The sequence below is a fragment of the Ahrensia sp. R2A130 genome (assembly GCF_000179775.1).
Classification (GTDB): domain Bacteria; phylum Pseudomonadota; class Alphaproteobacteria; order Rhizobiales; family Rhizobiaceae; genus Pseudahrensia.
In genome coordinates this window covers 147,088-160,302 of the sequence record NZ_AEEB01000017.1, presented here as the reverse complement: position 1 = coordinate 160,302, position 13,215 = coordinate 147,088, and the positions used below count along the sequence as shown (strand labels likewise).

The following is a 13,215-nucleotide window of genomic DNA, read 5'->3' as shown; positions in this document are numbered from 1 at the left end:
TTGCGACACTGTTCGTTAAAGTGCCTCAAAAGTAGGCTGCTCTGCGCACGCGGGCGGCACGAAAGAAGGGATGATCACCATGATCGCCAAGAAAACCATGACAGCAGAACGTCTCAAACTCGTAGCATTCGCAGTGGCCTTGCCGTTGGCGCTGGCCGGTTGCCAGAGCGGCGGCAATACATCACGGGGTTCGGTCGCGCCAAGCCTGACCCCAGCGCCCGAACCACAGGTCGCTGCGGTTTCAGGCCGTTGGAAACCCTACAGCAATGGTCAGCCAGCTTATGGCTATAGCGAATTCAAATCCGGCACCTATGCGGCCTACCCACCGGACGGCAAAAACACGCTGGCTATCGGCACCTATATCGCCACCGCAAACGGTGCCAACATCACTTACTACAGTGCTGCGCGAAAGCAGGACGTGAAGGTTGCGTGCACGTTGACCAGCCCTGCCGTGATGGATTGCCAGACACAAGACGGCACGCAAGTGCAACTGCGTAAGACACAGGCCTAATTTTCCCCGCCACCGAACGAACGGTGACGGGAATTGATACCATGGTCGCTGCGCATTACTCTTGCGTGGAACCGCGTGGATAGGGTAGCCGTTGACTGTGCGTAAACGTCGCGCGTCCGGTTCGCTTCACGAACCGCTTAGCAGAATTCATGAGGATCGAATGGCCACTGAAAACTACGACGTCGATCATAAAAACGGTGCTCCGATGGATTATCCGCAGCATGAAGAAACATATTCAATGTTCCTGCTGATGACCAAGTGGGGCATCCTGTTCAACGTGGCGCTCTTGCTCGCTATGGCCGTGGGCTTTTTCATGGGCGGCGGTTTTTTGGGCGGCCTGCTCACCTTCATCGTGTTGATGATTGCAGCTAAGATCGTTGCCTGAGGCAGCTACTTTGGCTTCAGCAAGGCATGCTTTTCCAGCTGCTATAGCACCCGGAAAAAGATGTGATGCTATCACCCCCGCGAAGGCTGGGAACCATTTTTAAAAGATCTTGAAATTTTGTGTTGGAACTCGGCTTACCACCCGTTTTCAACCCAAAGCCAAGCTCATCATATACGGATGAGTGGTTCACCACATATGCGGGGATGACAGATCTTTTGTGATGATGATCGTCTGGTTAGTCACGCAGCCCCAAATCGATACTTGAACCCATCAACCGCGCGTGCGGCTCATGCCTTCTTTAGCGGGCGCATAACTCGGCTTTAGCGAAGCAGCGCGGGCGTAGCTTTTGAACGCGCGTTTTTTATCGCCACGGTTTTCATAAATCAGCGCCTGATTGGTCCATGCTTCTGCATAATCCGCGTCCAGCTTCAGCGCCGTGTTCACGTCATCCAGCGCATTCTGCATCTGGTTTTGCGCCATGTAGGAAAGGCCACGGGCGTTGTAGGGCTGGGGCTGCTTGTCCTCGAATGAAAGAGCCTTGGAAAAGTCTTCAATGGCCGGGCCATGTTGGCGGGCACGCTGGAAAAGGAGGCCACGGCCATAATAAGCGCGCGGATCGGTTGTGCCGATTTGGATAGCGCGGTCGTAGTCCGACTTCGCCTGCTGGTTGCGACCGGCGAGACGATAGACATCACCGCGTCCGACATAAGCTTCTGAAAAATTGGGGTTTATCCGCAGTGCCGCATTGTAGTCCGCCTGAGCACGCGCAAGGTCACCTTGCGAGCTGTAGAGCAGCGCACGGTTGGAATAGGCTTGATAGAATTGCGGGTTCAACGCGAGCGCCTGATCGAAATCAGCCTTTGCTGCAGAAAAGCGCCCAGCCTTGCCGTAAGCGGCACCACGCACGTTGTAAGCCTGCGGATCGCGCGGATTGGAACGAACCACTTGCGTGAGCGAAGCGATATTTTCCGAAGAACCCTGCGCCTTGTTCAGCGTCAGACCTGATGTCGGCGAAGAAGGTGTGCAAGCGGCTAGCCCGAGCAGTGCGGCAGCAACCAGCACCGCGCGACCCTGGGACACGCAAAGTTTAGACAAACGAACATTAGACGCGGGGAAACGTGTAGCGGTAGAGCGCTGGAATACGGTCATGTTCGGTCAACCTGTCTGGCCAATTGAAACTTCCAGCTTGCAACAGCCAAAAGCGATATGCGCAGACTAGCGCCCGGCAGCTTCTGGTACCAGAAGCGCAGCTTGGTGGCGACAGTTGGGCGTCGGGCCAAACCAGCTAGAACGTGATGCCCGGTGGAATCACGTCGAAACAAATGAAAGGCCGACGGCGGAAGCCGTTCGACCATCAATTGTTTAGCGGGGTTTTGCACCGGGGATGAGGCCTTCGCGCTGGGCGCGTTTACGGGCCAGCTTGCGGGCGCGACGAACAGCTTCAGCTTTTTCGCGAGCGCGCTTTTCAGAAGGCTTCTCGTGAAAATTGCGAAGTTTCATTTCGCGAAACACGCCTTCACGCTGCAATTTCTTTTTCAGGGCGCGGAGGGCCTGATCTACATTGTTGTCACGAACGACGACTTGCACGGGCAAATTCCATTATAACTGCACCGGAGCGACCGGCTGGGTGATTTCGACTGTCGGATTTTCGGGAACGACCGGTTTGCAGCAGCCTCATCAAAACGATGACAGCGGGACGCAAACAACCGCCCCGGCACCGCAAGCGGCACCGATTGATGGCGGAATTACCCCAACATCTGCTGCCTGTCCACCCTAAAACGCCTGTTTGTGGGCATCTTCAAGTGGAAATACGGCGGGTAACGTGGCCCATTTTGCGGCCCGGTTTAGCGTCCTGCTTACCGTAGAGCGTGACGGTCGACCCTGCCTGCTGCAAAAGCTCCGGCACTTGATCGATTTCGCTGCCCAGAAGATTGTCCATCTCCCAGCGGTGCGACAGCAGTTCAGTGGAGCCCAACGGCAGACCGGCGATAGCGCGAATGTGTTGCTCGAACTGCCCGCAATCGCAGGCCTCCGCCGTCCAATGACCGGTGTTGTGAACGCGCGGCGCGATTTCGTTTGCGATAACGCCATCACCTACCGCGAAGAATTCGATGCCAATGACGCCAACATAATCAAGCGCCGTGAGCACGGCGTCAGCATGGCGGGCAGCGTCGGCAAGTTGGCTCTCGGTCAATCCGGTGGCGGGCACGATGCTGCGACGCAAGATACCGTCGGCATGGGTGTTTGCGGCGGGCGTATAAGACCGCACTTCGCCGGACTTGCTGCGCGCAGCGATGATGGAGAATTCGCTTTGGAACGGAACGAGCGATTCCAGAATCAGTCCGGCACCATTGGCGGAAGATTGCAGCGTGTCGAAAACAGCCGACACATCATCGCCAGCGCCGCTCGCAAATACATGCTGGCCCTTGCCGTCGTAGCCGAAGCGACGGGTCTTCAGCACACCGCGACCATCAAAACGGGCAAGCGCTGCTTGTAGATCATCCAAGCCGTCGACGGCGGTAAATTCAGCGGTGGGAACACCGGCGGATTGCAGAAACGTCTTTTCGGTGATGCGGTCTTGCGCCACTTCCAGCGCACGGGCTGGTGGATAAAGAGCACCATGCGCTTCTACATATGCAGCGGAAGTGAGCGGTACGTTTTCGAATTCGTATGTGATGACATCGCTGATTTTGCAAAGTTGCGCGAGACCGGCTTCATCATCATAGGCAGCAACGATCTGGTGGTTGGCGACCTGCGATGTGGGACAATCTTCTTGCGGCTCAAGCACAACGGTGCAGTAGCCCAGTTGCGCGGCGGCGACTGCCAGCATGCGGCCCAGTTGACCACCACCGATAATGCCGATGGTGGCGTTTGGCGGTAGAGCATCAGCCACCGTCGCGAACCGGTTCTTCGGTAACAGCTGCGGTGCGGGCGGTGCGCCATGCGTCGAGGCGGACGGCGAGATCATCATCGGAAAGCGCAAGAACGGCAGCAGCGAGTAGTGCAGCATTAGCAGCGCCGGCCTTACCGATCGCCAGCGTTCCCACTGGTACGCCAGCTGGCATCTGCACGATGGAGAGCAGGCTGTCTTGGCCGGAAAGCGCGGCGGACTGCACCGGCACACCGAAAACCGGAAGTGGCGTCATGGCAGCTACCATGCCCGGCAGATGAGCCGCGCCACCGGCTCCTGCGATCACGATGTGAAAGCCCTCAGCCTTCGCAGCCTTGGCGAACGCTACCAACCGGTCCGGCGTGCGATGGGCGGAGACGATTTTTACGCTGTTGGCGATGCCGAGTTCGTCGAGAATTTCAACGCCGTGGCGCATGGTTTCCCAATCGGACTGGCTGCCCATGATGACGGCGACTTTAGCAGGAGCGCTCATGCGATGATGTCCGGAATGATGTCGGACGACGCGGTTTCGATGCGATCCTTCAGCTCAAGTTTCTTTTTCTTGAAACGCTGGATGCGAATCGGGTCGCCACCGACTTTCTGCATCGCCTCGATGGCCGCTTTCAGGTCTTCGTGTTCCAGCTTCCACTGGCCGACACGCATTTTTCTTTCGGCTTCGTGTTGATCGTCGGCCATGAACGCTGCCCCAAACCCGGGCAACGCTAGGTTTGCGGCCCGCCAAAACGTGGTCTTAGCCGCTCTCTATCCGAACGCCAAGTGCAGGTTCTGCTTGTCGGAAAACGGTCCACCGATGTCGTTTCCAGAATCTCGACAGGCCCATGGTTCCGTGACAGGCTAATGACATTGGGAAAGCACAACTGAGGAGACTTGAATGTCCATCAACGCGCACATCCAAACCCTGGAGCAACGCCACCAGTCGCTCGAAAGCCAGCTTGCTGAGCTGGATGCAGGGCCTTCGGTTCCTGACGAAAAACGAAAAACCGTGAAATTGGAAAAGCTGCGTTTGAAGGACGAGATCGAGCGCTTACGCGCCATCGGCTAGCTGCCAACTCATCTGCACGTTTATGCGAGTTGTCGTGTCACATCTTGCCTCTTGTGAGGCAGGCGTGAGCGCCCTATCACGCGCTTATGGATACAAGTTCGCAAAACAAACCCGACGTTTCACCCGATAACCGATGCCGCCTGGTGCTGGTTCGCCATGGTGATGCGCTTGCCCGATTGACTGCAGACGATCTGGCAAAGGCTTTGTCATGCGGCGATGTGGCGAGCCTCATCCTATCGCCGGTCTCGGCAGATGGCATCATGGACGAGACCGCTTTTCAGACGATTGTCGAGCCGCTTGTTCCGGTAGCGCAAGCGGCTGGTATTGCCGTGATTATCGAACACCATTCCCGCGTTGCCGGTCGGTTGGGCGCAGATGGACTTCAGTTGGGCCAAGACCCTGCGGATCTTGCCGATGCTGTATCGCGTCTGACACCGGCTATGATGGTGGGGGCAGCCAATGTGAAGACCCGTCACAACGCGCTGGTGCTCGGCGAAATTCAACCCGACTACATTATGTTTGGCAAAACCGGCAGCGACATACGCGACGAGGCCAACCCGAAAAACGTGGCGCTGGGTGACTGGTGGAGCAAACTGGTCGAGCTGCCCTGCATCGTGCTGGGTGGTGCATCGGCGGACAGTGTGTTGGACGTTGCGAAAGCAGGGGTTGAGTTCGTGGCACTGGATGCAGCGCTCGATGGCGTGCCATCAGATGATGCCACGATTGCGCCGCAGCCTTCTGCCATGGGAGATGCGATCGCTCGCGCAAACCAGTTGCTGGATGAACATGCCCCTCGTTTCGATGCTGAAAACAGCTAATTTCAAGCTGCTCGCCGTTGCGGGGCTAACGTTTGCCTTTGCCGCATCCGGACAGACCCAAACGCAAAACCAGACTGAAACTAAAACCTACACAAAGCCCATCGAAGGCCCGACGCTCGCCACGCCTTTGTCGAAAGGTACAGACGGGCAGCCCGCGCCCGATGTCGGTGCAGGTTCAGCCTATGGTGCCTTTCAGCGCGGCTATTACCTCACCGCACTGCAACTCGCCCTGCCCCGTGCAGACGCGGGTGATCCGGCGGCACAAACATTGATCGCAGAAATTTACTGGAATGGCCTTGGCGTTGCCCGCGACCGTAAAAAGGCGGTGGAGTGGTATCGTTTTGCCGCTGATGCGGGAAATCCGCAGGCGCAGTTCTTTCTCGGCAATCTGTTGCTGTCCGGCGATGAAGTAGAAAAAGACAAAGCCGCTGGCGAAGAGTTGATGAAAAAGGCAGCCAAGAAGGGCCATGCCCGCGCCAACTTCAATCTGGCCCAAATCCTGACCGCGCGCCGGCCAACATGGGCAGGCTTCAAACGTGCGCTGCCGCTGTACGAAAAAGCGGCAGAAGCAGGGATTGCCGACGCCCAATATGCCATGGCCAATATCCATGCCGAGGCGCAGGGCGTACCGTATAATGACGACAAGATAGCCCGCAAATGGCTCGCCCGTTCCGCTCGCAACGGACTTGAAGCTGCACAGGTTGAACTGGGCGTCTGGATGGCCAATGGTCGCGGTGGTCCGAAAGATGAAGACGGCGCTGGCCGCTGGTTCGCGCAGGCAGCAGCAAAGGGCAATGTTTTAGCGCAGAACCGCCTCGCCCGCATGAACGCCTTCGGTATCGGTAAAACGGCAGACCCGATTACCGCCAGCGCATGGCACGTTCTCGCAAGCCGTGCGGGCTACAGCGACCCTGAAATGGACCGTCTGTTCCAGTCGCTTTCCACCATCGACAAAAAGCGTGCATTGGAGGCTGCCGATCAGCTTTCACAGCGCATCAAGACCGCAAAAGCGTCTATCCGAACACGCGGTTGAAGCCGTTACCGCCTCACTAAGGTTGAGAAGCGACCCGAATTGTGGTCAAGAGCCGCCAACGCCCACACCATGAACACTTCGGGCGAACCAAAAGCGGACGGATGAGATGAAAGTCAACGGTAACGAGATAAAGCCCGGCAATGTGATCGAGCACAAAGGCGGCCTGTGGGCAGCGGTGAAAACCAACGCTGTGAAACCCGGCAAGGGTGGCGCGTTTAATCAGGTGGAACTGAAAAACCTGATCGACGGCACCAAGCTGAACGAACGCTTTCGCGCGTCCGAAACCGTCGAAAAGATCCGTCTCGAACAGAAAGACTTCCAGTATCTCTATTCCGAAGGCGAGATGCTCGTCTTCATGGATCTGGAAACCTACGAGCAGCTTGAACTGCAAACCGACTGGGTGGGCGACCGCGCTGCATTCTTGCAGGACGGCATGAAAGTGACCGTAGAAATGCACGAAGAGCGGCCCATCGGCATCCGCCTGCCAGACTTCGTAACGCTGGAAATCACCGAAGCCGATCCCGTGGTCAAAGGCCAGACGGTATCCTCATCCTACAAGCCCGCGATCATGGAAAACGGTATCAAGGTTATGGTGCCGCCATTTATCGATGCGGGTGAACGGATCATCGTGGAAACGAACGAGATTACTTATGTGAAGCGGGCTGAGAGCTAGGGCGGCTTTAGTTCGCTTTCACGCTGTCGGCCTTCGGCCTGCGCTCCAAGAGGGCTGCGCATTAGCGCCGGTCGCTCTTCGCTCCGGTGAGCTGGTTGGCTCACGTTGCTCGGTTCTAGTTCTTCGTTGTACCCGCTCCAAAGGCTGATGTTAACTTGCCTTGGATGAGTGGGCTTCTCGTTCCCGGCCTTGCCTGCCGCTAGATTGTTTGCCAGTTCCTGACCTGAAGTCCCTCATCGCCTGCCCTCCCGATAGAAAGTTTGCCCTATGGCACGTTCCGCCCTTCTCAATGTCATGGTCACCGCCGTTACCAAGGCCGGGCGTTCGCTCACGCGCGATTTTGGTGAGATCGAAAACCTTCAGATTTCGCTGAAAGGGCCGGGGGATTTCGTTTCTGCCGCTGACATCAAAGCCGAGAAAACTCTGCGCGATGCGCTTAACAAAGCGCGACCCGGCTACTCCTTCCTGATGGAAGAAGGCGGCACCATCGACAATGGCTCCGAGCACCGCTGGATCATTGATCCGCTCGACGGCACAACAAACTTCCTGCACGGCAACCCAATGTTTGCGGTATCGCTGGCGCTGGAAAGCCGTGGCGAGTTGGTGGCGGGCGTTATCTACAACCCGATCACCGAAGAGCTGTTCACCGCTGAAAAAGGGCGTGGTTCCTTCGTCAATGATCGGCGCATGCGCGTTGCTGTCCGCACGGCGATGGATGAGTGCCTGATTTGTTCAGGTATTCCCGCGCTGAACCGCAGAGGCCACGGCGTTGCACTTTGGGAGCAGCGCAACATCATGACCGGCGTTGCAGGCATTCGTGCCACAGGCTCGGCTGCGCTAAACCTTGCCTACACGGCTGCCGGTCGATTCGACGGCTACTGGGAATCCGGTCTTGAACCATGGGACATTGCAGCAGGCATGTTGATGGTGCGCGAGGCCGGCGGCTACGTGTCCGAACCCGACCCGAAAGCCTCGATCTACGAAACAGGCCGCATCGTGGCCGGTAACGAAGCCGTTCACCGCAACCTGCGCGAAATCCTGAACCGCGATTTGCCAACTGGCATGACCCGCGAAAAGAAGTCACCAAAAACATCGAACACCGAAAAAGCGATTGCGGAAGCGACGCTGCACGCTAAGGAAAAACAGACCGAGAGACGGTAAACGATAGCGCTGATCGGGAGTTTTAACGCGCTTTCTGGCCTTCGCCCTTCCACTGTCGCAATTTTTCGGTGAAAGTCGGTGCATGTTACCGGCATCGTTCCGGTTTTACGGCAGGAACACACGATTAGATGGCCCGTAAGTTCGATCCCTACAAACTGTCTTCGCCGCGCGTTTATCTGCTGGCGATGCTCATCTTTATTGCGCTGGTGGGCTTTCTCGTCTTCATCCTCAACCGGCAAGTCATGTCGGCCTTCGCCACCAATCCCGGGCTGAACGGGCTGATCGTTGGTGTGCTGGTGGTCGGCATTCTTCTGGCCTTCATGCAGGTCATCCGCATCATGCCGGAGGTGCGCTGGGTGAACTCATTCCGCGAAGGCAATGCAGACGACGCCAAGCGTGACCCAGTGTTGCTGGCCCCCATGCAGGCGATGTTGAAGGGGCAATCCGACGTTGCTCTCTCCACCGCCTCGACCCAATCGATCCTTGAATCCATTGGTAACCGGCTGGACGAACGACGCGATATTTCGCGCTATCTGATTTCGCTTCTGGTCTTCCTCGGCCTTCTCGGCACCTTCTGGGGGCTGCTCGCAACCATCGGCTCTATCGGCGACACCATCGGCTCACTCGACCCCGCTTCCGGCGACACGAGCGATGTTCTGGATTCGCTCAAGAGCGGGTTGCAGGCGCCGCTGGACGGTATGGGCACGGCGTTCTCGTCATCGCTTTTCGGTCTAGCCGGATCGCTGGTGCTGGGCTTTCTCGACCTACAATCGGGACAGGCGCAGAACCGGTTTTATCTGGAACTGGAAAACTGGCTCTCCACCGTCACTGACGTGAATTCCGACTTCTCGCAGGCTGCCGCCGCAAATGGCGCCGACGTCACGAACGCCATCGACCGCATCGCAGCACAAGTAAAAGAAGGTGGCGGCGGCCAACGCACGACGGCAGCGATGGCCAGCCTTGCGGAAGGTATTCAAGGCCTCGTACGCAACATGCGTGCCGACCAGCAGAACATGAAGACCAATATGGAAGCGCAGTCGAAGATCAACGCGCAGATTCATGCCGAACTGAAACAGCTCAACGCCACCATGGCCCGAGCCACTGGCGGCGCATCGCGTCGCCCTACCAAGACTGATGGTGGCGATCCGAAAGACGGGTTCTAGACCATGGCAACCCGCTCCCGCAGGCGCGGTAGTGACAGCGTCAGCTACTGGCCGGGCTTCGTTGACGCCCTGTCGACCTTGCTGCTCGCGATCATGTTCCTGCTGTCGGTTTTTGTGCTGGCGCAGTTCCTGCTGAGCCAGGAGATTTCCGGCAAGGACACGGTGCTGAACCGGCTGAACAGTCAGATCAACGAGCTCACCCAACTGCTTGCCCTGGAACAATCCGCCAAACAGGATCTTGAGGATCAGATCGCGACTTTGTCTTCAGGCCTCAGCACCGCAGAGAGCGAGCGCTCACGGTTGCAGGAGTTGCTGTCGAGCGGCAGCGGCGTTGCAGAGGAAGCCGAAACGCGGGCATCCGGCCTGTCGGAAACGCTGGACGAAGAGCGCAAGGTTTCCCGTCGCGCCATGTCTCAGGTTGCGCTGCTGAACCAACAGATCTCGGCGTTGCGCAAACAGATCGCATCGCTGGAAGATGCGCTGGACGTATCGGAAACCCGCGACCGTGAATCCTCTACCAAGATCGCCGATCTGGGACGGCGTTTGAACGTGGCACTTGCCCAGCGGGTGCAGGAATTGAACCGCTTCCGTTCAGACTTCTTCGGACGGTTGCGCGATATTTTGGGTGCGCGCGATGACATTCGCGTCGTTGGCGACCGCTTCGTTTTTCAATCAGAAGTGCTGTTTCCTTCGGGCGGCGCAACTTTGAACGAAGCGGGCTTGGGCGAAATGGCGAAACTTGCCAATGCGCTGATCGAGTTGGGCGAAGAAATTCCTGATGAAATCGACTGGGTGCTGCGTGTGGATGGCCATACCGACAACATTCCGCTGTCCGGCAGTGGGCGCTACGCGGACAACTGGGAATTATCATCAGGCCGCGCGACGTCTGTGGTGAAATATCTCATCACACAGGGCGTTCCGGCAGAGCGTTTGGTCGCGGCGGGCTTTGGCGAGTTCCAACCGCTGGAAGATGTCGACACACAGGAAGCACGGGACCGCAACCGTCGTATCGAGTTGAAACTGACCGAGAAGTAGGCGCACTGCCTACTTCTTCAGTGGATCAGTTCATGATCCACTGGGAGCGACGCAACTTCCATTTCGCATTCGCAACGCGGGCAAATTTGCTGCTTTTGCTGCGTTTGGACGCGCGCTGCTTTTTACGCTCAGTGCTTTTCACAATCGTCGCCTTGCGGCGGTTGGCGATGATGCTTTGCACTTTGGGAGACAGTTTAGCCGTCGTCACAACGCGGTCGCTCACCTTGTCATCAGGCAGTACTGCGGTGACGATAGGATCAGACTTGGTTGCAACGCTTTTAGGTTGCGGTGCTGTTGCGCGTGTTTGTTTTGCAGGAACTTCAGCAACGGTTACACCACCGGCGAGCTGGCGTTCGCGTTCACTTGCATCATGTTCAGCAAGCGCGATTGCGACGACACTCTGGCTGACGGTTCGTTTGGTGCGATCAACCTTTGCGACCTGCTTCTCAGGCGTTGGTTCGGCTTCGGCGGCCGCCATGACGATTTGCTCGTCGACCTCTGGGCCGATATCGTGTTTCGGTGCACCGGTGCCGGGCACGATGTGAACCAGCTTATAGCCCTCAGCCTTCAAGCTATTCAGCAAGCGCGGCAGCATTTTTGCAGTGCGGCTTTGGATGTCGTGCAGCAAAATAATGCCTTTGCCGCTTTGGCGCAGGCGTTTCATCACACGGTCATGAACTGTGTTAGCGGACACGCTTTCCCAATCACGGGAATCAATATTGGCCCCAAACGAAATCAGACCACGCTGGCGCAACGTTTTATCGGTTGCCTTGCTGCGGGCGAGATAGGGATAGCGGAAGAACGGCACGCGCGGGGTGCTTTTAGCCGAACCGTAGGCGATGCGTTCCACCGTTGCGATGCCGCGATCAATCAACTGCCCGCGACGGGTCGGTCCATAGGCCGTCATGCGATTATGAGCGTGGGTGTGATGAGCCAGCGTATGACCCTCACGCACGATACGCCGCGTCAGGCGCGGATAGGCTTTGGCCATGCGACCGACGCTAAAGAATGTCGCCTTGGCACAATGGGCCTTCAAGGCCTGCAGAATGCGAGGTGTTTTTCCGGCAATCGGACCATCGTCAAAGGTCAGCACCACTTCACCACGACGAAGACCGAAGCTTTTTTCAAAGCCCTGAATGTCGCGGAACTTGTCGGTGGACACTTTCATGGTGCGGTGCGTGCCGAGTTTCCCTGCGCCACAGCTTGCAGCATGGGCGGAAGACGGAACGGCGGACCAGAAGACAGCACATGTTAGTACCGGAGCCAGCAGAGCCGGCCAAAGGGAAATACGCAAAACTGAACACCCATACGCAAAACAAAACGGGTGCATGACAAAAACTCGCCATGCCAAATGAAGGGTAAACCGCTAGGGTTAATGGAGCGTGATGGTCGGCACTGAGCTATCGCAATGCGTTGATCGCCCTTTGGCCGGGTTGCACGAAACCGGCATTGCTCCTACTCGTTTCACATATAACCCATCCAGCTAATCGCGCTTCCGTGCGGGGCTGGCAGAGCAGTAGAAGCCCAGCATATTCCATGGCCCGCGACACCAGCACCTTGAAACTAATGGCCCTAGATGGCGACGATCTAACGGCGATTTCTGCCGCCTGTCAGGACGCGACCGTCAAACCTTCTGATATGACGTGGCTTGCTGGCGAACGCCAGCTGGTGCTGACCATGCACCGTTTCGCGTGGGAATTGCCTTCTGCGCGCCGCCGCTGGTTCCCAAGCTATGAACGCCACCTAGCCGCCCTGCGCTTCACCCGCGTTTCGCGCGTGGAACGCCGCAATTTCCCGAACGATGGCAAAGGTGTTCTGGTCCTGCTGGCCATCACGCTGGAAGAAGGCCACGATGAAGGTGTTGTCGTGCGCCTGACCTTCGCCGATGATGCCGCAATGCGCATTCACGCCGACGATCTTGAAGCACAACTGACCGACCTTGGTGCTGCATGGCGCGCCCGCGCCCGGCCCCGGCATGGCGTCGCATGAGTGGCGAAGCGCCAAGTGATGCAAAGCTGATCGACGTCGTTCTCGACGACGCAACGATTGGCCGCGCCAATGCCGATGTGGAACACGAACGCGCCGTCGCGATTTTCGATCTCATCGAACAAAACCACTTCTGGCCCGTGGGACATGATGTCGATGGCGTTCCGCACGATTACAAATTGAAGCTGGGCCTGATCGAGCAACGGTTGGTGTTTTCCATCACCGATTGCGATGACACGGATATTGCGACCCATATTCTGTCGCTGTCACCCTTCCGGCGTACCGTGCGTGAATATTATCAGATTTGCGAAAGCTATTACGAGGCTATCCGCTCCGCGACACCAAGCCAGATCGAAGCCATAGATATGGCGCGACGCGGCCTGCACAATGATGGGTCCGAGACGCTGAAAGAGCGACTTTCCGGCAAGATCGAGGTGGATCATAACACGGCACGCCGCCTGTTCACGCTGATATGCGTGTTGCATTGGCGGGGTTGA

At 57.4% G+C, this 13,215-nt stretch carries 17 protein-coding genes; 11 read left to right on the top strand and 6 right to left on the bottom strand.

Annotated elements, in window-relative coordinates; all coding sequences use genetic code 11:
• Nucleotides 1-79 precede the first annotated feature (79 nt).
• Together R2A130_RS09960 and R2A130_RS09955 are read left to right on the top strand one after the other, a co-directional pair.
• Nucleotides 80-511 carry a hypothetical protein gene (locus R2A130_RS09960; protein WP_156798473.1) on the top strand — a complete coding sequence of 144 codons (432 nt, stop codon included), beginning with the start codon at nucleotides 80-82 and terminating at the stop codon, nucleotides 509-511.
• Nucleotides 512-671: 160 nt separating this feature from the next.
• Nucleotides 672-896, top strand: a complete 225-nt coding sequence (locus tag R2A130_RS09955) for an aa3-type cytochrome c oxidase subunit IV (RefSeq protein WP_009757912.1) — start codon at nucleotides 672-674, stop codon at nucleotides 894-896.
• Between the two features lie 270 nt (nucleotides 897-1,166).
• On the opposite strand, the gene R2A130_RS09950 is transcribed toward R2A130_RS09955, so the two are convergent.
• The 5 genes from R2A130_RS09950 to R2A130_RS09925 all read right to left on the bottom strand — a co-directional run bounded on the left by R2A130_RS09950 (nucleotide 1,167) and on the right by R2A130_RS09925 (nucleotide 4,482).
• A complete protein-coding gene (locus R2A130_RS09950; RefSeq protein ID WP_009757911.1) occupies nucleotides 1,167-2,045 on the bottom strand; it encodes a tetratricopeptide repeat protein in 879 nt (292 codons plus the stop codon).
• Between the two features lie 213 nt (nucleotides 2,046-2,258).
• Complete coding sequence (gene rpsU / locus R2A130_RS09940; RefSeq protein ID WP_247869263.1) at nucleotides 2,259-2,489, bottom strand: 30S ribosomal protein S21; 231 nt, start codon at nucleotides 2,487-2,489, stop codon at nucleotides 2,259-2,261.
• A gap of 205 nt (nucleotides 2,490-2,694) precedes the next feature.
• Nucleotides 2,695-3,789 (bottom strand): 5-(carboxyamino)imidazole ribonucleotide synthase, encoded by a 1,095-nt coding sequence (locus tag R2A130_RS09935; protein WP_009757907.1) that lies wholly within the window; start codon nucleotides 3,787-3,789, stop codon nucleotides 2,695-2,697.
• On the bottom strand, nucleotides 3,782-4,279 hold the full coding sequence (gene purE, locus R2A130_RS09930) for a 5-(carboxyamino)imidazole ribonucleotide mutase (protein ID WP_009757906.1): 498 nt from the start codon (nucleotides 4,277-4,279) through the stop codon (nucleotides 3,782-3,784). The genes R2A130_RS09935 and purE overlap by 8 nt, the downstream gene beginning before the upstream one ends.
• Nucleotides 4,276-4,482: a YdcH family protein gene (locus R2A130_RS09925; RefSeq protein WP_009757905.1), complete on the bottom strand. Its 207-nt coding sequence runs from the start codon at nucleotides 4,480-4,482 to the stop codon at nucleotides 4,276-4,278. Before R2A130_RS09925 ends, purE begins: the two co-directional genes overlap by 4 nt.
• 196 nt (nucleotides 4,483-4,678) lie before the next feature.
• Between R2A130_RS09925 and R2A130_RS18115 the strand changes: the two genes are divergently transcribed.
• The 7 genes from R2A130_RS18115 (at nucleotide 4,679) to R2A130_RS09890 (ending at nucleotide 10,732) form a co-directional block, all read left to right on the top strand.
• Nucleotides 4,679-4,849, top strand: a complete 171-nt coding sequence (locus R2A130_RS18115) for a YdcH family protein (protein WP_009757904.1) — start codon at nucleotides 4,679-4,681, stop codon at nucleotides 4,847-4,849.
• 143 nt (nucleotides 4,850-4,992) lie between these two features.
• Complete coding sequence (locus R2A130_RS09915) at nucleotides 4,993-5,667, top strand: thiamine phosphate synthase (protein WP_009757903.1); 675 nt, start codon at nucleotides 4,993-4,995, stop codon at nucleotides 5,665-5,667.
• Nucleotides 5,630-6,700 (top strand): SEL1-like repeat protein, encoded by a 1,071-nt coding sequence (locus R2A130_RS09910; protein WP_198008698.1) that lies wholly within the window; start codon nucleotides 5,630-5,632, stop codon nucleotides 6,698-6,700. Before R2A130_RS09915 ends, R2A130_RS09910 begins: the two co-directional genes overlap by 38 nt.
• A gap of 106 nt (nucleotides 6,701-6,806) precedes the next feature.
• Complete coding sequence (gene efp, locus R2A130_RS09905; protein WP_009757901.1) at nucleotides 6,807-7,373, top strand: elongation factor P; 567 nt, start codon at nucleotides 6,807-6,809, stop codon at nucleotides 7,371-7,373.
• Between the two features lie 267 nt (nucleotides 7,374-7,640).
• Complete coding sequence (locus R2A130_RS09900) at nucleotides 7,641-8,534, top strand: inositol monophosphatase family protein (protein WP_009757900.1); 894 nt, start codon at nucleotides 7,641-7,643, stop codon at nucleotides 8,532-8,534.
• Nucleotides 8,535-8,662: 128 nt separating this feature from the next.
• Nucleotides 8,663-9,697, top strand: coding sequence for a MotA/TolQ/ExbB proton channel family protein (locus R2A130_RS09895; RefSeq protein ID WP_009757899.1), 1,035 nt, complete (start codon nucleotides 8,663-8,665; stop codon nucleotides 9,695-9,697).
• Nucleotides 9,698-9,700: 3 nt separating this feature from the next.
• Nucleotides 9,701-10,732: a peptidoglycan -binding protein gene (locus R2A130_RS09890; RefSeq protein ID WP_009757898.1), complete on the top strand. Its 1,032-nt coding sequence runs from the start codon at nucleotides 9,701-9,703 to the stop codon at nucleotides 10,730-10,732.
• A 25-nt stretch (nucleotides 10,733-10,757) separates the two neighbouring features.
• On the opposite strand, the gene R2A130_RS17570 is transcribed toward R2A130_RS09890, so the two are convergent.
• Nucleotides 10,758-12,026 carry a polysaccharide deacetylase family protein gene (locus tag R2A130_RS17570; protein ID WP_211098040.1) on the bottom strand — a complete coding sequence of 423 codons (1,269 nt, stop codon included), beginning with the start codon at nucleotides 12,024-12,026 and terminating at the stop codon, nucleotides 10,758-10,760.
• A 242-nt stretch (nucleotides 12,027-12,268) separates the two neighbouring features.
• Between R2A130_RS17570 and R2A130_RS09880 the strand changes: the two genes are divergently transcribed.
• Together R2A130_RS09880 and R2A130_RS09875 are read left to right on the top strand one after the other, a co-directional pair.
• On the top strand, nucleotides 12,269-12,721 hold the full coding sequence (locus R2A130_RS09880) for a DUF2948 family protein (RefSeq protein WP_009757896.1): 453 nt from the start codon (nucleotides 12,269-12,271) through the stop codon (nucleotides 12,719-12,721).
• Nucleotides 12,718-13,215, top strand: coding sequence for a UPF0262 family protein (locus tag R2A130_RS09875; protein WP_009757895.1), 498 nt, complete (start codon nucleotides 12,718-12,720; stop codon nucleotides 13,213-13,215). The genes R2A130_RS09880 and R2A130_RS09875 overlap by 4 nt, the downstream gene beginning before the upstream one ends.